The sequence below is a fragment of the Methanobacteriaceae archaeon genome, from assembly GCA_013403005.1.
GTDB lineage: Archaea > Methanobacteriota > Methanobacteria > Methanobacteriales > Methanobacteriaceae > Methanobacterium.
In genome coordinates this window covers 1-19,520 of record JACBOA010000006.1, presented here as the reverse complement: position 1 = coordinate 19,520, position 19,520 = coordinate 1, and the positions used below count along the sequence as shown (strand labels likewise).

15 protein-coding genes are annotated in these 19,520 nt (G+C 36.9%); 12 read left to right on the top strand and 3 right to left on the bottom strand.

The window, feature by feature from the left end; all coding sequences use genetic code 11:
- Positions 1-16: 16 nt before the first annotated feature.
- Positions 17-1,711 (top strand): bifunctional N(6)-L-threonylcarbamoyladenine synthase/serine/threonine protein kinase, encoded by a 1,695-nt coding sequence (locus HVN35_05580; GenBank protein ID NYB52009.1) that lies wholly within the window; start codon positions 17-19, stop codon positions 1,709-1,711.
- Positions 1,712-1,879: 168 nt separating this feature from the next.
- Here the strand turns inward: HVN35_05580 and acs are convergent, their stop codons facing one another.
- The gene (gene acs / locus HVN35_05575; protein NYB52008.1) at positions 1,880-3,781 is read right to left on the bottom strand and encodes an acetate--CoA ligase; all 1,902 of its coding nucleotides are present in this window, start codon (positions 3,779-3,781) and stop codon (positions 1,880-1,882) included.
- A gap of 276 nt (positions 3,782-4,057) precedes the next feature.
- Here acs and HVN35_05570 point away from each other — a divergent pair, with 276 nt between their 5' ends.
- From HVN35_05570 to HVN35_05555, 4 genes are all read left to right on the top strand, one after another.
- Positions 4,058-4,621 (top strand): XTP/dITP diphosphatase, encoded by a 564-nt coding sequence (locus HVN35_05570; protein NYB52007.1) that lies wholly within the window; start codon positions 4,058-4,060, stop codon positions 4,619-4,621.
- A gap of 148 nt (positions 4,622-4,769) precedes the next feature.
- Positions 4,770-5,171, top strand: coding sequence for a 30S ribosomal protein S15 (locus HVN35_05565; protein ID NYB52006.1), 402 nt, complete (start codon positions 4,770-4,772; stop codon positions 5,169-5,171).
- On the top strand, positions 5,137-6,492 hold the full coding sequence (locus HVN35_05560; protein ID NYB52005.1) for a DHH family phosphoesterase: 1,356 nt from the start codon (positions 5,137-5,139) through the stop codon (positions 6,490-6,492). Before HVN35_05565 ends, HVN35_05560 begins: the two co-directional genes overlap by 35 nt.
- 120 nt (positions 6,493-6,612) lie before the next feature.
- A complete protein-coding gene (locus HVN35_05555) occupies positions 6,613-7,812 on the top strand; it encodes an aconitase X catalytic domain-containing protein (GenBank protein ID NYB52004.1) in 1,200 nt (399 codons plus the stop codon).
- 102 nt (positions 7,813-7,914) lie between these two features.
- Here the strand turns inward: HVN35_05555 and HVN35_05550 are convergent, their stop codons facing one another.
- Positions 7,915-8,817 (bottom strand): hypothetical protein, encoded by a 903-nt coding sequence (locus HVN35_05550; protein ID NYB52003.1) that lies wholly within the window; start codon positions 8,815-8,817, stop codon positions 7,915-7,917.
- 453 nt (positions 8,818-9,270) lie between these two features.
- Between HVN35_05550 and HVN35_05545 the strand changes: the two genes are divergently transcribed.
- The 4 genes from HVN35_05545 (at position 9,271) to pyrB (ending at position 13,805) form a co-directional block, all read left to right on the top strand.
- Positions 9,271-9,423, top strand: a complete 153-nt coding sequence (locus HVN35_05545; protein ID NYB52002.1) for a hypothetical protein — start codon at positions 9,271-9,273, stop codon at positions 9,421-9,423.
- A 175-nt stretch (positions 9,424-9,598) separates the two neighbouring features.
- Positions 9,599-11,950, top strand: coding sequence for a DEAD/DEAH box helicase (locus tag HVN35_05540; GenBank protein ID NYB52001.1), 2,352 nt, complete (start codon positions 9,599-9,601; stop codon positions 11,948-11,950).
- A 13-nt stretch (positions 11,951-11,963) separates the two neighbouring features.
- Positions 11,964-12,692 (top strand): tRNA (adenine-N1)-methyltransferase, encoded by a 729-nt coding sequence (locus HVN35_05535; GenBank protein ID NYB52000.1) that lies wholly within the window; start codon positions 11,964-11,966, stop codon positions 12,690-12,692.
- A 201-nt stretch (positions 12,693-12,893) separates the two neighbouring features.
- Positions 12,894-13,805 (top strand): aspartate carbamoyltransferase, encoded by a 912-nt coding sequence (gene pyrB / locus HVN35_05530; GenBank protein ID NYB51999.1) that lies wholly within the window; start codon positions 12,894-12,896, stop codon positions 13,803-13,805.
- Between the two features lie 192 nt (positions 13,806-13,997).
- Here the strand turns inward: pyrB and HVN35_05525 are convergent, their stop codons facing one another.
- A complete protein-coding gene (locus HVN35_05525; GenBank protein ID NYB51998.1) occupies positions 13,998-15,146 on the bottom strand; it encodes an AAA family ATPase in 1,149 nt (382 codons plus the stop codon).
- A 1,343-nt stretch (positions 15,147-16,489) separates the two neighbouring features.
- Here HVN35_05525 and HVN35_05520 point away from each other — a divergent pair.
- The 3 genes from HVN35_05520 (at position 16,490) to HVN35_05510 (ending at position 19,282) form a co-directional block, all read left to right on the top strand.
- Positions 16,490-17,542, top strand: a complete 1,053-nt coding sequence (locus tag HVN35_05520) for a cobalamin biosynthesis protein (protein NYB51997.1) — start codon at positions 16,490-16,492, stop codon at positions 17,540-17,542.
- A 280-nt stretch (positions 17,543-17,822) separates the two neighbouring features.
- On the top strand, positions 17,823-18,824 hold the full coding sequence (locus HVN35_05515) for a cobalt-precorrin 5A hydrolase (protein ID NYB51996.1): 1,002 nt from the start codon (positions 17,823-17,825) through the stop codon (positions 18,822-18,824).
- A 203-nt stretch (positions 18,825-19,027) separates the two neighbouring features.
- On the top strand, positions 19,028-19,282 hold the full coding sequence (locus HVN35_05510; protein ID NYB51995.1) for a UPF0147 family protein: 255 nt from the start codon (positions 19,028-19,030) through the stop codon (positions 19,280-19,282).
- Positions 19,283-19,520: the final 238 nt, after the last annotated feature.

Here is a 19,520-nt window from a genome sequence, read left to right as displayed (position 1 = left end):
AGTGATTTTTTAGAGTGTGATCCATTTGATATGCATAGGATTAGAGGGAACAGCAGAAAAAACAGGTGTGGGAATTGTAGATTCTGAAGGAAATATCCTGGCTTCAGAGGGCAAGGCCCTTATACCAGAAAAAGGAGGCATACATCCCCGTGAAGCAGCCGAACACCACGCAGAAAATCTGATTCCCCTTATTCATCTATCCCTTGAAGAAGCAGATCTAGAACTTACAGATATCGATCTGGTGGCCTTCTCCCGTGGCCCTGGACTGGGACCTGCACTTCGCACTGTAGCCACCGCAGCCCGCAGCCTGGCCCTCTCACTGGATGTGCCCATTGTGGGTGTGAACCACTGTATAGGGCATATAGAAATTGGAAGACTGACTACTGGCTGCCAGGATCCTTTGACACTTTATGTTAGTGGTGGCAACACCCAGGTGATTGCCTTTGATGCTGGTGGTTACCAGATCTTTGGAGAGACCCTGGATATTGCCATTGGCAACTGCTTGGACCAGTTCGCCCGCGAAGTTGGACTTGGACATCCTGGAGGTCCCAGAGTAGAAGAACTAGCCCGGAAATCTAAAAACTACCTTGAATTACCTTATACGGTGAAGGGTATGGATTTATCCTTTTCCGGGTTGCTCACTGCTGCCATCCGTAAATATGAATCTGGATCTTGCTTAGAAGATGTTTGTTACAGTCTGCAGGAAACTGCTTTTTCTATGCTGGTGGAGGTGACTGAAAGGGCATTGGCCCATGCCAAAAAGTCTGAAGTGTTGCTGGTGGGTGGTGTGGCTGCTAACCAGCGCCTGCGAGAGATGCTGGAGGTTATGACCACTGAACATTACGCTGACTTTCACCTGCCAGAGATGAAATACTGTGGAGATAATGGGGCTATGATCGCCTGGTTGGGCCTTTTGTCATGGGATTATGGTGTTAAACAAACCATTGGAGATACTAAGGTTATCCAGCGTTATCGTACCGATGAGGTGGATGTTCCCTGGATGAGAAAATCTTCTCTTAAGCTAGAATTACCACCAGAACTAATGGCTAAGGGTGCCGAGGCCAACATCTGCCCCCATCAATATCTTGGCGAGGAAGTCCTCCTAAAAATTAGAATTCCCAAAGGATATAGAATAGAAGAGATTGACCATCAGTTACGCAAGAGCCGAACCAAAAAAGAGGCCAAACTCCTGGCAGAAGCAAAGCGTTGTGGAGTTGTTACCCCCCTGGTTTATGATGTGGATCAAAAAGAAAGCACCATAACCATGGAAAAGATTGCAGGGAAAGAAGTCAAGGAAATACTTAGCAGCTTTGGTGAACCCAACTCCTTGGATAAGGACATGGAAGAAATAGTTGCTATTTGCGAAAAGATTGGTGAGAAGGTGGCTTGCCTCCATAACTGTGGCATTATACATGGAGATCTCACCACCAGTAACATAATTTTAAAGAAATATGAAGAAAATGTCAATAAAGATAAAAATCAAGAATATGAACTGGTATTCATAGACTTTGGCTTGGGAAAAATATCCAATCTAGTTGAAGATAAGGGTGTGGACCTTTTAGTATTTAAAAAGGCCATCAGTGGGATTCATCATGATATCAGTCAGCTTTGCTTTGATTCCATTTTAAAAGGTTACCGAAAAGCTGAGGATTACCAGCAAATAGTGAATAAAATTAATGAAATTGAAAGAAGGGGCCGTTACACTGACTAAAAGAGCTATAATCATATCTGGAAATCATGTGTTATAAGATCTAAGTTATAAGTTATAAGTTTTTAGTTTATGGGGTTTTTCATTTGGTTTAAAGAAAAAATAAATGAAAACTAGTTAGTTGATTAATCTAATTTTTCTATTTTTAATATTTTCCATCTCCAACCACGATCATTCTTCTAAAGTAGATAAATCCCCCAAATCTTTATCTTCTTCCTGAGCACGCAGTAAACGACGCATAATCTTTCCACTTCTGGTTTTGGGTAGTTTTTCAACCTGAGCTATTTCACCCAGCACTGCCACCGGCCCCAGTTCATAGCGGACATGTTTCTGAAGATCTTCTATCAGGTCTGTGGTTAACTGGAAATCCTCCTTCAGGATAACAAAGGCTTTAATTACCTGTCCTTTTATAGGGTCTGACTTTCCAATAACTGCTGCTTCAGCCACAGCAGGGTGGGAGGAAAATGCTGATTCCACTTCTGAAGTCCCCACCCGGTGCCCCGCAATTTTTAAAACATCATCAGAACGGCCCTGAATCCATATATAGCCATCTTCATCTTTTCGAGCCATGTCACCTGCAAAGTAAACCCCTTCAGGTGTATCTTTCCAGTAAACATCCAAGAATCTCTTTTCATCTCGGTAAAGGGTTCGGAACATGGCAGGCCATGGTCTTTTAATCACCAGATATCCATCTTCACCCACTGGAACCGGGTCTCCGTTTTCATCCACCACATCAGCATCAACCCCTGGCAATGGGAGAGTAGGTGTGCCTGGTTTTAGAGGAGAAATAGGTAATGGGGCAATCATGTGCATACCAGTTTCAGTCTGCCACCAAGTGTCCATTATGGGTGTTTTTTCACGGCCAATATTTTTATACAGCCACATCCACGCTGCGGGATTCATTGGCTCGCCCACACTACCCATTATCTTCAGTGAAGAGAGATTGTATAGGGAAGGGTATTTATTTCCGTATCTCATAAGGTGTCTTACAGCGGTGGGTGAGGTGTAGAGTTTGGTTACTCCGTATTTCTCCACTATTTTCCACCATACCCCAGGATCTGGATAGTCAGGCGCCCCTTCATAAACCAAGGTAGTGGTTCCCAAAAGGAGGGGTCCGTAGATCAGATAGCTGTGACCAGTGATCCATCCTATGTCCCCAGTGCACCACCACAGATCACCATCATGTATGTCAAATACAATTTTCAAGGTGGTGGCCACTCCCACCATATATCCAGCTGTGGTATGGAGAACTGCTTTGGGTTTCCCTGTGCTTCCAGAAGTGTAAAGTATGAATAAGGGGTCTTCTGAATCCATTTCCTCCACTGTACATTCATCAGACTCTCCTTCAATGAGCGTTTCATAAAAGATTTCCTTACCACTCAATTCAGATATGCTTATGGGATTTCCCGTGTGCTTCACCACGATAGTGGTTTCAATAGTGGGACATTTTAGGAGGGCCTCATCGACGATTTTCTTAAGATCTATAGTTTTACCCCGGCGATAGGTTCCATCAGCTGTTATGAGGACCTTAGCTTTGGAATCATTCATCCTCTCTACAAAGGCACCCACACTCAATCCTGAATAAACCACATTATGAACTGCTCCTATTTTAGTACAGGCCAGCATACAGACCAGTAATTCCGGACACATAGGCAGATACATAGCAACTGTGTCTCCCTTTTCTATCCCTAAATTTTTAAGGGCATTGGCCATTTTATTCACTTCACGGTAGAGCTCGAAATAAGTGAGTTTCCTCTCCTCACCCCTTTCATTAGCATAGAGAATAGCGACCTGATTCCTTTTATCGGTGTGTATCCATCTGTCCACTGCATTGTAGGCTAGATTGATCTTAGCATTGGTAAACCACTTAAAGAATGGTTTCTGACTTTCATCCAGAACTTTGTCCCATTTAGAGAACCATACAAATTGCTCTGCCTTTTCAGACCAGTATTTTTCCAAGTCTTTCCCCTTTTCAATTTCTGCCTCCCAGTTCTTTACATGGGCTTCTTCCACCAACTTATAGTTTGCTTTAAATATTTTTTTATCATTCAAACTGAAATTGTTCTTAATCATTTAAAATCACCTTCTGCTTGTTTTTTTCAAAAAAATAATCGCTAAAGTTACTATTAATATCGAAAATTCATTAAAATAATAATTTTTCATGAACAGTTACTATTAGATTTAATGGTTATGAAATCACTGGATAAAAAAGTTTTGCATCAGCTGAAATAACTGAGCATTATCTTACAGATTGTTCAAAATTCTTATAAAGCGTTCCCATGTAAAATTTTCGCACGGTTTTCATCTAAGTAGTATGTTTTTATGTTCAAAATCGCAATGTATCATACAATGATAACCTTTATAACAGGTAACCAACACAAAGTAAAAGAAGCTCAAGGAATCTTTGAAAAGTTCAATATAGAACTGGAACACGCGGACTTGGGTTACCCAGAAATCCAGGGAGAACTACGAGACGTTGCACTCTACGGAGCAAAACATGCTGCAAATAGATTGGGCAAACCAGTCATTGTAGAAGACGCGGGTCTCTTTATTCGTGTCCTTGAATGGTTTCCAGGCACCTATTCATCCTATGTTCAAGATACCCTGGGTAATAAGGGCATTTTAAAGCTGATGGAAAATGTCCAGGACCGTTACGCTGAGTTCAGGTCGGTGGTTGGGTTTGCAACGCCCAAAACCGAGCCCGAGATTTTTTTAGGTGTAGTCGGTGGACAAATCGCACATCAGGAAAAAGGAAAGCATGGCTTTGCATATGATCCGCTTTTCATACCCGAAGGATACTCTAAGACCTTCGGTGAACTCACAAGAGTAGAAAAAAATGAGTTCTCCCATCGCCGTCGTTCCCTGGAAAAATTCGCCCAATGGTATAAAGATTTTACAACCAACCAGGAATAAGCCTGGCAGCAGAATTTTAAAAACCAAACCAGGAAATAATATAATTTGAAATATGATGGAATAGAATTAAAAGCTTAAATCAGATTAAATAAAAAAACTGGTTGAATCAAAGCATATTAAGACCATATAAGATAATCGAGGTGATTAAATGACATCTAATCCTGAATGGGTTGAATATTCAACCGAAGAAATTGAAGAAATAATTTTAAAATTGAGAAAAGAAGGAAAATCCACCAGTGTAATTGGAGTAATCCTCAGAGACCAGTACGGAATTCCAGATGTTAAAAGCGTTACTGGTATGAAAATAACCCAAATTCTGGAAAAACATGGTCAGATTGAAGAGTACCCTGAAGACCTGATGAACCTCATCCGTAAGGCAGTGAACATCCGGGACCACCTGAAGGAAAACCCTAAAGACCTCCACACTAAACGTGGTTTGCAGCTGGTAGAATCCAGAATCAGAAGACTGGTTAAGTACTACACCCGGGAAGGAGTGCTCCCTGAAGGATGGAGATATGAACCAAAAAAAGCAGCACTACTTGTTAAATAGAGCTGAAGAAGCAGGTTTGCTCCTGAAGGAGCATTTAAACAAGGATCATGTGGTGAGAGTTATCTCCCACAATGATTCAGATGGAATATCAGCAGCCGGGGTTATATGTAATGCCATCTCCCAGGAAGGGGGTAAATTCCATGTTACCATGGTCCCCCGTCTCAAGGAACAGGTCCTGCATCGGCTTTCCCAGGAGAAATATAAACTTTTCTTTTTCTGTGACATGGGAAGTGGTTATGTTGAACAAATTGCTAAGTTAAAAGGTCAGGCCATAATAGCAGACCACCATCAGACCATGGACACCACTGGAGATGAAGTAGAGAACCTTTTACATGTGAACCCTCATTTATTCGGACTGGATGGAACCAAGGATGTGAGTGGATCTGGAGTAGCTTACCTTACTGTAAGGCCTCTGGAAAAGTTTAGCTTATCTGGTCTGGCACTGGTGGGTGCATTTGGAGACATGCAATACAGTGATGGTTTTCAGGGAGTCAACCAAACCATACTGAGTGAAGCAACTGAATCAGGAGTGGTTGAACAACACGAAGACTTGAAGATATCATCAAAAGATGAACCACTTTTCAAAGCCCTGGCCCACACCTTCCAACCCGCACTGCCAGGAATATCTGGAGATTTGGAGGCAAGTCAGGTATTTTTGGAGAAATTAGGAATTTCTTATGGTATTAAATTCAGGGACCTGGCCAATGAAGAAAAAGACTTCCTTAAAGAGCATCTTAGCAATTTAAATCCCAGAATTTTTGGTGAAGTTTACAGCATGCCCAATGAAGAATCTGCACTAAGGAACTTGGAAAATTATGCAGAAATTCTTGACGCTTGCGGTAAAAATAAACAGCAAGGTGTTGGCTTGAGCATCTGCCTGGGAGACCGGAAATCAGCAGTAGAAGAAGGAGTTAAATTATTGGATAAGTACCGTGAATCCCTGATAAAAGGTATTACTTGGGTTAGGAAAGAAGGTGCACAGGAAATGGAATATGTGCAGTATTTGTACACTGAAGATAAGGAAAAAAAGAAGATAATGGGCACATTAGCAAGTCTGGGTATTGATTTACATATATTAGACCCTGGAAAACCAGTTATAACCCTGTCCCGTATGCATGACCAGGTAAAGGTTTCTGGTCGGACCACCATGGAAATGACTTCCAGGGGAGTTAATCTTGGCTTTGCACTTGAACAGGCTGCTAAAAGCTTTAACGGTGCTGGAGGAGGGCATGCTATAGCGGCGGGTGCAGTTTTCCCATACAGAGAACTTGAAAACTTCAAAAACTTGGTGAATGATATTGTAGCCTCCCAGATTAGCTGAATAAAGATTTTTAAGTTTAATACTACTCAATAATAATGGCTACAAGACTTGGAAATTAATTCATAGCGCTCCTTTAAAAATTCGACTTTATATTTATAATCTTTAATCTGAGGTATTTTCATGTATCTTACCCGAGAAGAGGAAAAAATGTATCAGGGCGAATATGGTCCTGCAATTAGAAAATCAATGGAAATACTGGTTGCCCTGGGAGATATTTACGGAGCAGACGGTATGGTGGAGATTGAGTCGGCTCAGATATCAGGGGTTTCCTACAAAACCATAGGAGAGGCTGGTTTAGAGTACTTGGAAGATTTGGTCCGCGAAGGAGCGCGAGTTAAGGTGCCCAGCACCCTGAACCCTGCAGGTGTGGACTTGGATCAGTGGAAAATCCTCGGTTTTCCAGAAGAATTCGCCCAGAAACAGAAGCTTATAGTAGAAGCCTATCGTAAAATGGGAATCAACACCACGTGCACTTGTACACCTTATCTTGTGGGCAATGTACCCACCTTAGGTAGTCATGTAGCTTGGTCAGAGTCATCAGCTGTTTGTTATGCTAATTCTGTTCTAGGGGCTCGTACTAACCGTGAAGGAGGTCCTGGTGCTTTATCAGCAGCTATATGTGGACGAACTCCCAATCATGGCTATCACCTAGATGAGGGAAGAATTCCTAATCTACTGGTGGATGTAGAAGCAGAATTAAAAGGTTCAGATTACGGTGCACTGGGATATATGGTTGGCAAAGAAGTTGGTAGTGGAGTTCCCTACTTCAAATTAAATAATAATCTTCATAATAAGCCTAATGTTAATGAATTGAAGTCCTTGGGTGCAGCTTTAGCATCCTCAGGATCCGTGGCACTTTACCATGTTGAAAACACCACTCCTGAATACCTCAAGGTGATGAAAGATACTGAAAATATGGATGCAATACAAGTAACCATGGGAGATATAATAGAAACCAGAGAAAAGCTCTCCATATCCAGTCAAACACCAGACTTGGTGTGTTTAGGATGTCCACATGCTTCTTTAGAAGAAATTAAAGAGGTGGCTTTGAAACTCAAAGGGGAGAAGCTGGTCAATCAACTATGGGTGTGCACCTCGATTTCTGTTAAAGCTGCCTCAGACCGAATGGGATACACTGAAATCATAGAAAAAGCGGGAGGACATGTGGTTTGCGATACTTGTATGGTGGTGGCCCCCATCGAAGAGATGGGTTTTAAAGTAATAGGTGTAGATTCAGCCAAAGCAGCTAATTACGTGCCCAGTATGTGCGGATTAGACGTGGTTTTTGATTCCTGGGAGAATTTGATAATTTTAAAATAATAAATGAAATTATAAAACCCCCTAATTACCAACAAAGATTTTTAAGCCAAATATTTACATTTTTTTAACTAATAAAGATTCAGAAAGAAATTTAAAAGAATATTAATCATTTATATTTTTATTACTGCTTTTAGGTGAGTTAACATAATATAAATCACCCCCACAACTGCATTGACTGAAATCATAGGGTGCCTCATCTTCCAGTAACTCATAAGATTGTTTGCACTTCTCACAAAGCAGTCGTCCTGTGTAGTAACTTTTATCCACTAAAAGAGTGATATCAGTTGTGATTATCTTGAACAAGGTTTTATAAGCTCTTATAACATGCTGCGTGTGAATTTCTGTGCTGTCCGACCACACCGCACTGCAGTGTGCCAGGAGAACTAGCACATTTTTTAACTCCTGATTAAAACTATTTTCATGATTTCCCTGTTTTTCAAATAGAAAAGAAGTGAATAAATTATGAATTTTTATAAAAAAGGATTTAGCTTCTGAGTTCCATGAAACTTTCTTTAAGCAGTTGAAAAAATCATCTTTTAAAAATATATTTCCCTTAAAAACATCAAACTGATCCAGCACTCCTAAAACTCTCTCAGCCAGGTCGCTTTTATGTAAAGCCCATAAATCATCTTCAACTAGAGCACCACCAATGTAGAGTGAGTGAATTTTCTCCAAGAAAATATTCAAATCTCTAAAACAATGGAAATTAACTGAATGTCCCATAGAATGTTGTCCAGGGCATATTCCATTTTTAATAGCTTGCATCAGAACTAAACTATGTGGAATCACTTGAGTTTGTTTATCAATATATAGTGAAAGCGCTTGCAAGTTTTTAGCCCAGTCTCTATGAACTTTAAATAATGATTCCCAGTATTCTTTCTCCCACAAACACAGGAACTGTTCTAAAACTTCGAAAACACCTTCAATATGACCGTATTCTTTATTAAAATCCCTGTAAATATTTATTAAATCAACTTGGCTCTGATTTTCTTGGTGACCAATCATAAACCCACAACCCATTATTAGTAATAAAAAATTATTTTTATGTATTAATATATTTTAGTTTTTTAGTAAGGGTTGCATTCCAAGTCAAGTGAAAAACTCTTGAAAAATCCATGCTGCCACTAAATAATAATTTCTCGAAAAGGTTAAAAATCCATTTTATTTCCATAAATAATTTAACAAGTAATTTATTGAAATCTATATTGAAATCTAGAATCTAGAATTACATTTAAAGGAATAGAGTATATTGCTTATGAATAACCTTAAGGCATGATTTTTTTATGAAAACCGGGAGTTCATGGAGTTAAAACATAGGTTACACTATAGATTTTGTGTTATTTGCAAAGTTTAGCACTTTTAACCATATAATGATGTTTATAAGGATTCAAAACAATTTTGAACAAAAATTTGTAATACAAATAAAAGTAAATTAAAAATTAAAAGAGTGATTTTAAAATGCGTAGAAAAGTTGTTTTAGAGATCATTGATGAGAAAGATTTCCATTGGGAGTATGAAGGATTTAAAGATGATGAGGAAGCTTTAAAATTCATCTTATCAACTGGAAAACACTTATATGAATATTTAAAGGAAGAGGGTAAAATAAAATAGATTAATTAAAATGTCTGGTATTGCACTTCATTTGAATAAAAAAGTGAGTTTCTGAATTTAATGAAAAATTTACGGATTTACTCAGAGAAAATTACAGGATAATATCCTTTTTTCTCGATTTACTTTCTTAAACTATCATCATTTTTATATGCTATCCTTTTATAAACTTAATACTATGGTTAGGTGGATACAACACCCTCTGATACACCCAGAAAAAATAGAAGCACGTTCTTACCAGCAATTACTGGCTGCTAAAGTTCTTAAAAAGGGAAATACTATGATAGTGGCCCCTACCGCCTTGGGGAAAACTATTATAGCTGCACTGGTGGCTGCAGAGAGGATAAAAAAATATCCTGATGATAAAATACTGATTTTGGCCCCTACTAAACCTCTGGTAGTACAACACGAAGAAAGTTTCAGAAATTTTATAAAAACTACTATTAGCAGTTTAACTGGTGCGGTTAAGGTGGAAGAACGTGTGAAAAGATGGAATAATTCACAAATTATTTCTGCAACACCGCAAACTGTGGAATCGGATATTATTGCTGGCAGGTACTCTTTAAAGGATGTTTCACTCCTTATATTTGATGAATGCCATCGTGGAACAGGATCCTATTCTTACGTGTTTCTAGCTAACCGTTACACCCAAGAAGCAAGTAATCCCCTTATATTAGGATTAACAGCTTCTCCTGGTGGTGATGAAGAGAGAATAAGTCAAGTTTGCCAGAACCTTTTCATAAAAGAGGTGGTGGTGAAAAATGAGGATGACCCTGATGTTAAACCCTACTTTAACCCTATTGAAGTTGAATGGATTAAAGTTGAGTTAAAAAAAGAACATTTAGCCATTAAAAGACATCTGGACACTGTCCTTAAAAACCGGCTTAAGGGCCTTAAAAAAATGGGTGTTATTTCCTCAGTGCATCAGGTCAGTAAAAAGGACATTTTACGAGCACGTGGGAAGGTCCAGAACCGAATGTCCAGAAGTGTTAAACCTCCCAGAAACTGTCTTCTAGCCATTTCCATGTTAACTGCAGTTTTTAGTGTGATGCATGCTATGGAACTTCTGGAAACTCAGGGAGTGAGTAATCTGAACTCTTACTTTCAAAGAATGCGCCAGAAAAAAACTAAAGCTGCTCAAGGCCTTTTCATGGACGAAAACTTCAAAAAGGCAGTTTTTTTAACTAAAAAATCCTTTGATAAAGGTATTGAACATCCTAAACTGGAAAAACTAATGAAAATTCTTAAGAAATCTGCCAACAAGGGAGAGCAGGTTATTGTTTTCAGCCAGTACCGGGATACAGTCAACCAGATTTTCCAAAAATGTCAGGAAAATGATATAAATGCAGTGAAATTTTTTGGACAGACTAACAGAGAGACTGAGAAAGGTCTGAGTCAAAAAGAGCAAAAAAATATCATAAAAGCATTCCGTATGAAAACCTACCAAGTCCTGGTTTCCACCAGCGTAGCAGAAGAGGGTATAGATATTCCCAGCGTGGATCTGGTGGTGCTTTACGAGCCAGTTCCCTCAGAAATTAGAATGATCCAGAGAAGGGGAAGAACTGGTAGAACCACCAAAGGCCGTATGATCGTTTTAATAACTAAGAATACTAGGGACGAATCATTCTATTATTCCAGCATAAATCGAGAGCGGAGAATGAAAAAAGAACTAAAAGGTTATGATGGGTTTGAACAATCTCTCATTGCTGATGATAAAGATGTGAAATTGCTTAGCAGGAAAAAACCAGATAATGATGAACAAATAACCGTGCATGTTGATCATAGGGAAGCCAGATCAGGAGTTACCAGAGAATTAAGCAACTTGGGAGTTAAAATTGAATCAACCAATCTTCCAGTGGCAGATTACATGGTAAGTCCTAATATTGCAATAGAAAGAAAAAGCAGTAAAGATTTTGTAAGCTCATTAATTGATAAACGATTATATAAACAGGCACAGGCATTAGTTGAAAACTTTTCTCATCCCCTTATAATACTAGAAGGAGATGATCTATACAGCAGTGGAATTCATCCCAATGCCATAAGGGGAGCTTTAGCCAGTTTAGCTGTGGATTTTAACCTACCAATCATTCCCACTCGCAATCCAGAGGACACTGCAGCCATGATCCACCGGCTGGCAATTCGAGAATCCGATAAAAGTTCCAGAGAAATGCAGATACAGACAGACCGGAAACCATTAACCCTAACTGAACAACAGCTTTTCATAGTAGAATCATTGCCCAATATTGGTCCTGTTAACGCTAGAAACTTGTTAGAAAAATTTAAAAGTGTGGAAAAAGTTTTCACTGCAGATCTAGATGAACTAAAAAGTGTGAAAGGAATTGGGGAAAAAATTGCTCAAAACATTAGAAATGTTGTTGAATCAGAGTATTCATCAGATACGAGGCTTGAGAACTCTAGTGATTCTACTGATGGGAAAAATCTACTTTTCAACGGGAAAAACGTGGCAAAAGGGAAAAATAAACCTAGAAAAGAATTTAAGTTAGGTGAAATTGAAAATGAAAAAATATAGGAAATGATATTAAATGAAGATTCTCATAAGTGAACGTGGAAAAAAATTCATGGCAGGTTCAGATGACTTGCATACAGACCAGGGTTACATAAAAAGCGATGATATAGAAAAAAGCTCCCCGGGGGATGTTTTACTAACACACTTAGGCCATGAATTCCATGTAGTTGAAGCAAATATCAATGATTACATTGAATTAATGGATCGAAGGTGCTCTATAATACTCCCTAAAGATCTGGGAGTTATGGCAGCCTACACTGGACTGGGTAGTGGTCAGCGAGTAGTGGAAGCCGGAACCGGGGCCGGTGCTGCTACTATATTCCTAGGAAACATGGTAGGAGAAAATGGTCATGTTTATACTTATGAATTGCGGGAAGACTTCTCCCAGATAGCAGAAAAAAATGTTAAAGGATGGGGACTTGAAAATGTAACAATAAAGTGCAAGAACGTGAATGAAGGAATAGATGAAAAAGATGTGAATCTGGTGTTTTTAGATCTTCCCAAACCTTGGGAAGTGATAGAACATGCCCGTGCTGCTCTTAAACCAGGAGGATACCTTGTAGCCTATACTCCTTACATTGACCAGGTGAAACTGTTTACCCGAATACTTAAAAAACGTGAATTTAACCATATTAAGAGTTTAGAATGTCTTGTGCGTGAAATTGAAGTGAGAGATAAAGGTGTGCGTCCCAGCACAAGAATGACTGGGCACACTGGTTATTTAAGCTTTGGGAGGAAAATTTAAGTTAATGACCAATTATTCAAGTAGATTTCGTAGAGAGAAAAATGAAAAAGGGGAAAAAATGAAAAAATAAAAAATAATTTCAACCAATCCTCGCCCAGACCAAACAACTGTGTCAATAAAATAAAAAAAAAATGGTAAAAATTAGGGTAATGTAATAATTTAAAGGAATACCATCCACATAAACAATGTATGGTGAAGAACATGGGTTTCAAATTAAAAAATATAATTTCAATTAAGGATTTCAGCAAAGGAGATATTGAGTACATTCTGGATTTAGCAGAAGAAATGGAACCCATTGCCAGATCCCAAGAAAAATCCAATATTCTCTCTGGATCTATCCTGGGAATGCTTTTTTATGAAGCTTCCACCAGGACCCGTTTGTCATTTGAAACAGCAATGAAACGTTTAGGTGGAAGTACAGTTGGATTTGCTGAATCTGGAACTAGTTCAGCGTCTAAGGGGGAAAATTTAACCGACACTGTGAGAATTGTGGCTGAATACACTGATGCATTGGTTATTCGGCATAATATGGAAGGAACCGCCCGTTATGTATCGGAAATGGTTGATGTGCCTGTGATCAATGCAGGTGATGGAGCAGGACAACATCCTACCCAGACTCTCCTGGACCTTTACACCATGAAACGTGTGCTGGGTAATATAAAAGAACTGCACGTTGCACTTGTGGGTGACTTGAAATATGGGCGAACTGTGCACTCCCTTTCCTATGCACTGGCCATGTTCGGGGCTAAAATGAGTTTTGTATCACCACCTGAACTTAAGATGCCCAGGGAGATCCTGCATGATCTGTCTAGAGCAGGAGTCAATGTGCAGGAAACTGAAGATATCCATGATGTTCTCCCCTACGCTGATGTTTTATATGTTACCCGGATCCAGAAAGAAAGATTCCCAGATCCACAAGAGTATTTAAAAATCAAAGGGGCTTATACCATTGACTCACGTCTTCTTAAGGGTAGTGAAGCCATAGTCATGCATCCCCTCCCCAGGGTTGATGAAATATCCCACGATGTAGACAACACCCCCTACGGAAGATACTTCCAACAAGCATTTTATGGTGTTCCAGTGCGTATGGCTCTTTTAAAATCAATAATCTGATAATAAATCTATTGATGGTGATTTAAAAACAGTGCATTTTTAAATGAAGATTTTAATTAAAGAATTTTTTTTAAAATAAGTTTTTTATAATTTTGTCTGTTCTTTTATTGTAGAATGTATGTTTAATGAAATGGATGAAATAGGAAAATGAATAATTGGTAAAATAATGGTTTAAATGTTTTAATTTGGCATTTAACCATTCCACATGGCATCTTCAAGAAGTACCATGTCACACTGTAAAGTTATGAGATTTGTTCTTCCTTTACCCCTGCCGCGTGATACTGTTTTTGTTGATATTAATCCTAACATTTCCAGTTCATTGATAAAATCGAAAATTCGCCTGTATGAAACTGAATCGCCCTTAGTTATATCTTTGTAAACATCGTAGAGTCTTCCGGAAGTGATTTCTTCTTTTCGTTTAGTTAAAAAGATTAGTGATTCCAGTACTTTCTGCTGCTGACTGGGTAAGGTCATAACAATATCAGTTACTTTGTTGTGTTCAATCTGATCCTTGGCTTCACGTACGTATTCTTCATAAACCATTTCTGTGCCTTTCTCATCAGCTATTTCTCCAGAAGTTCGAAGTAGATCAAGCGCATACCTGGCATCACCTTCTTCCTTTGCAGCAAGAGCAGCGCATAAAGGGATGACTTCATCATGCAGTACTCCTTCATTGAATGACAACTTTGAACGTTCATTTAGAATGTCCACCAGTTGCTGTGCATTGTAAGGAGGGAAAACAATTTCCCGGTCCCTGAGACTGCTCCTCACTCGGGGTTTGATGAATTGTTTGAAATCTACAAAGTTACTTATAGATGCTATGGAAACATTATCTGTTCGGGTAAGAGTATAAAGAAGACCATCACCGTCATTTTTCAGGAGAATATCAATTTCATCAAGAATGATTATTAAAATCAAATTATTACCAAAAACATTCTTCTTAAAAAGGTTTCGGAAAGCATTTATAACCTCTGCCTTAGTCCAACCCCTATATGGCACATCCTGACCCATTTGCTGGCACAAACGAGCTATTACTTGGTATTCTGTAGTGAAATCTGTGCAACGAATATACTCAACCCGCACGTTCACATTTTTTTCCTTAGAAACTTCGCTGAGCTGTTTTTTGGCAAATTTAGCAACAGCTGTTTTCCCAGTGCCTGTTTTCCCATAAATGGTAACATCTGGAGGAGTTACATTTTTCAAGGCCTCAACCCAGTACTTAGCCACAGCCTTAATCTGATCCTCACGGTGAGGTAAATTATCCGGTAAAAATCTATGATCCAAAAATTTTTTACATTTGAAAACCGAATTTTTCTCGCCCAATTCCTCAAAGATGTTCATAAATACCACACTCTAACGAAAATATATCCAAAGCCCGCCCTAGTTTATTTTTTTATTTATAATAGCCACAATTAAAGTATAAAACTCCGAAATAATAGTATTTATGGAGTGGTGATGGTTTTATCGATTTACAATACTTTAAGAGTGGAAATTTAACAGTGAAAACACAGCAAAATAAATGCTGCAGTTAAATTCAAACTTATACTTCGTCAAAAAACATTATTAGAGAGAAATTTCGCATATCCTTGTTTTTATATTCCTGTTGGAACTTTTGGCAACAGATTAAATATCCAACGGAGGTATGTTTCAAGTGTAAAATTGCAACTTTTGACGAAGATAAGTTGTATTTCAAGTGTAAGTTACTAATCCTATATTAATGATATGGTGAGAGGTCCATTTCCAGTGTAAATTCTTGTATAGAAAAAATGTTGTAAAAAATGTTTTTAATAATAGAGAGATCAATTTCCACTGTAAATACAAAAATTGGATTTGATAAGTATTTAACATAAAAAAGGAAAAAAAATACTTTCATATTAAAAAAGCAAACACAAAATATTAAAATTCCAATTGTCTCATGTAAATAAAGATTAATCTGAACATCAGTTTATGAAAAATTATATCTCAAGATTAGAAATAGAAGTTGAAAATCAATTTTTGTATTAAAAAATTCAAACTCATTTAATTTTTTTTTTAATAAGTGAAAATCTTTATTTTTGGTAAAAAATGGTTTAAATTAAATATTTAAAAATAAGTATAAAAATTTAGAAATAATTAATGTTATTTCTATAATCATACTTTTTAATTATTATATATTAATAATACACTTGAAATAAACCTCTCACAATGTTAAATATACACTTTTTACTATTAAGATTGATTTTTATTTTTTCAGGACCAAAGAACTTAAAAAAATGATTACACTTGAAATTATTGTCTCTAGTATTTTTTCTTTTTTCCATTCCCACTTTACATTTTTACACTTGTAATTCATGTCTTACTCTTTATTTAGTCTATTATAAATTATGCAATCAGACATGCTGATATCATCATTATAGTTTCAAGCCAAAAAAAATCAGATAGTTTCATATTTTTCCCATACTTTTACACTTGCAATAAAGGTCTCACTTGTTGATCATTTAGAAATTAATTGGTATGAGTCTTGATTATTCAACATCCAATCAAAATCAATAATTTTAAGAAAATAAAGATATGGAAATAATAATTCCATTAAAAAACCAGAGGATCAACAAATTGATATACAAAATAAGAAAAATACAGCCTAATAGGAATAATTTAGATTATGTTTTTGTAGATGTAAAAGTGAGGTAACTGAGGGAAAAATTATGCTATTAGAATTTTTCATAGTATTTTTCATGTCTATATTAATAGATCTACTTCTTGGCGAATTACCCTCTTTTATTCACCCTGTTGCTTTAATGGGCAGATGCATTATTATATTTAAAAAAAAAGTTTTAAGCAGTTCACCAATAAAAAACCGTATTTCTGGAATTTTTTTACCTGTTGTATTGATTTTCATTTTCGGATTTTCATTTATTTTTTTATTGATGCTTTCTAATTTCAACCACATTTTATTCTTAATCGTATCATCAATTTTATTATCAACTACATTTGCCATTAAATCTCTCTTAAAATCGGTTTATGATGTTTACAATAAGATGAAGCTTGATTTAGATCAGGGTAGGTTAAAACTTTCTTTCTTGGTAAGTAGGAACACTGAAAATCTTTCCTTAGAAGATTTGGTTTCTGCAGCTATTGAAACGCTTACTGAAAACATTACCGACTCAGTTATCTCCCCCCTTACTTATATTTTCATTTTTGGTCTTTTAGCAATTGTTTTTAGCAGTATAACAATCTTCAATGCTTTATATACTAATTTATTGTTTAATATTTCGTTTAATAAATTTTTCATGCAGAATTATTTTCCCATTGTAATAGCTATTCTGGCTGGGGTTTCTTATCGGGTGATAAATACATTGGATGCTATGGTTGGGTATAAAGATGAAGAAAATATTGATATTGGATGGTTCTCTGCTCGAGTTGATGATTTTCTCAATTATTTCCCTGCCAGGTTTACTGGTGTTTTAATAGTGATTTCTTCCTTTTTATTGAGATATAACTATAGAAATTCATGGAAAGTCATGATTAATGATGCTAATAACACACCCAGCCCCAATTCCGGTTATCCTATGGCTGCAGCAGCAGGTGCTCTGAATGTGCAACTTGAAAAACCTGGAACTTATACATTGGGTGAAAAGTATGATGATTTAACACTTGAAAAAATAATAGAAGCTTTAAAACTCACCATCACCACAATTGCTATTTATTTAATCATCATTTTATCAATTATGGTCTTTATTTATTTATATTTCACATAATTGTTCTACGGGAAAAATGTTTAAATAAATGTTAGTAACATTGTACTTATTCAAGAACGTAGGAAGTAAAATAAGCATTATCTCTCAATATTAACACTAACTTAATAAGAATATCTTCGAAAGAGATCATCAATCAAAATTATTCATAAATCCATATTCATTAATCCAAGTTCTTTTAAAATTTAAAGAAACGATAAACATGTTCATTCATTAATTAGAATTTAATCAGATATTCATTTCATTAAATATTAGTTTTCGAAATGGGTTTAGGAATGGTTTCATGAAGTTTGGGATAATAACAGTCACTGAAAATGGTAAAAACATTGCCAGTAACATGGTATCTATTCTTGAAAACGATCCCACTGTTTTAGGTGTTGATGTTTTTCATAAAAACGTTAAAGAAACATTAAACGCGCATTTCAATGAATATAACTGCTGGGTTGGTATTATGGCCACTGGTATCATGGTAAGAACTATATGTCCTCTAATCAAATCGAAATTCAAAGATCCTGCGGTCCTGGTTATGGACGAGAATGGTAAACACGTGATTAGTTTATTATCTGGACATATGGGGGGAGCTAATGCTTTCGCTGTTAAAATAGCAGGTATTGTTGGCGCAGTCCCAGTCATCACCACTGCAACAGATTTACAGGGCAAAATAGGCCTTGATACCTTGGCAAATTATATGTGGCTTGAAATAGAGCAGAAGCATCTGGTAAAAATGTTTAACCAGTATCTAGCTGAAGGTGATAAAATAGATCTGTACTTACCTTCACGTTTCAAGTTTTTAGAAAATCATCCCAGGATCAGCTTGTCATATAATACTCATTTATGGGATGAATCATTCCTAAGAGCCACTTTAGATGATTATTTTTTGGATATGTATCCTAAAAAGATGGTGGCAGGTATTGGAAGTCGTAAAGGTGTTGACGAGGATCAACTTTTTTTTGCACTGCGCTCTGCCTTGCAGCATATCCATATTCCCCTAGAAAGGTTGGATGCCTTGGCCACGGGTGAGATGAAGAAAGATGAAGAAAGTATCAAAGCCGTTGCTGTTAAAACAGATCTGCCCTTAGAAATTGTTCCTCTAAAAGCTATTAAAGAATTTGAGCATTCAGATTGCACCCCTTCTGAACTGGTGCAACGTGAATTTGGTGTTGTTGGTGTATCAGAACCCACAGCACTTATTCAGGCGGGGGTTGGTGCTGAATTAATTTTGAAAAAAACTGCATTCAACGGAGTTACGGTTGCGCTTGCCGTAGGTGGAAGTAGAAAGCTTTAAAAAAATATAATATTTTGGTTTTACCTTTAACTCCTTAAATCATCTTTAAAGGATTTAAAAATTCCTTTCCTTCTGTTTCATGAATTTTCGATCAAAACCTTTTTAAAGCTCAAAACATAAAGAAATTTGGATAAGGCTTTTTATGAATTACCATTTTAAGCACAACTAAATCACAAGCACAATTTATTAACGGAGGCGCTATTATGAGCACAGAAGCATTTGAACGTTGTAATCAAATTTTAAAACATATTATGGGGGATACGAGTGTCCCTAGAAATATTAGAAGAGCTGCTGAGGAATCAAAGAATTTATTATCTCAGGATGATGATGAGCCTACTGTACGGGCCAGTACGGTTATTTCTATTTTAGATGAGATCAGTAACGACCCGAATATTCCAATTCATGCCCGAACTCTTATCTGGAATGTTTTAAGCGAATTAGAATCAGTTCGTGAATAATAAAAAAATCTAGTCATATTTTTTTTATTTAAACCAACTTCTGGTTCTCAATTATAAAAAAACTATATTTATTTAATCCTTTTTTTATATCAAGATTTATATCAAGAAAGATTTGGGACTGTCAAAAACTTGGGGGATAACCATCAAAAACTTTTCTTTGGTTCCAAATATCAATTCTGATATTTATACGTGACATTACTCCCTTTTTAATCTTCATTAAACGCTTAACACTTTTAGG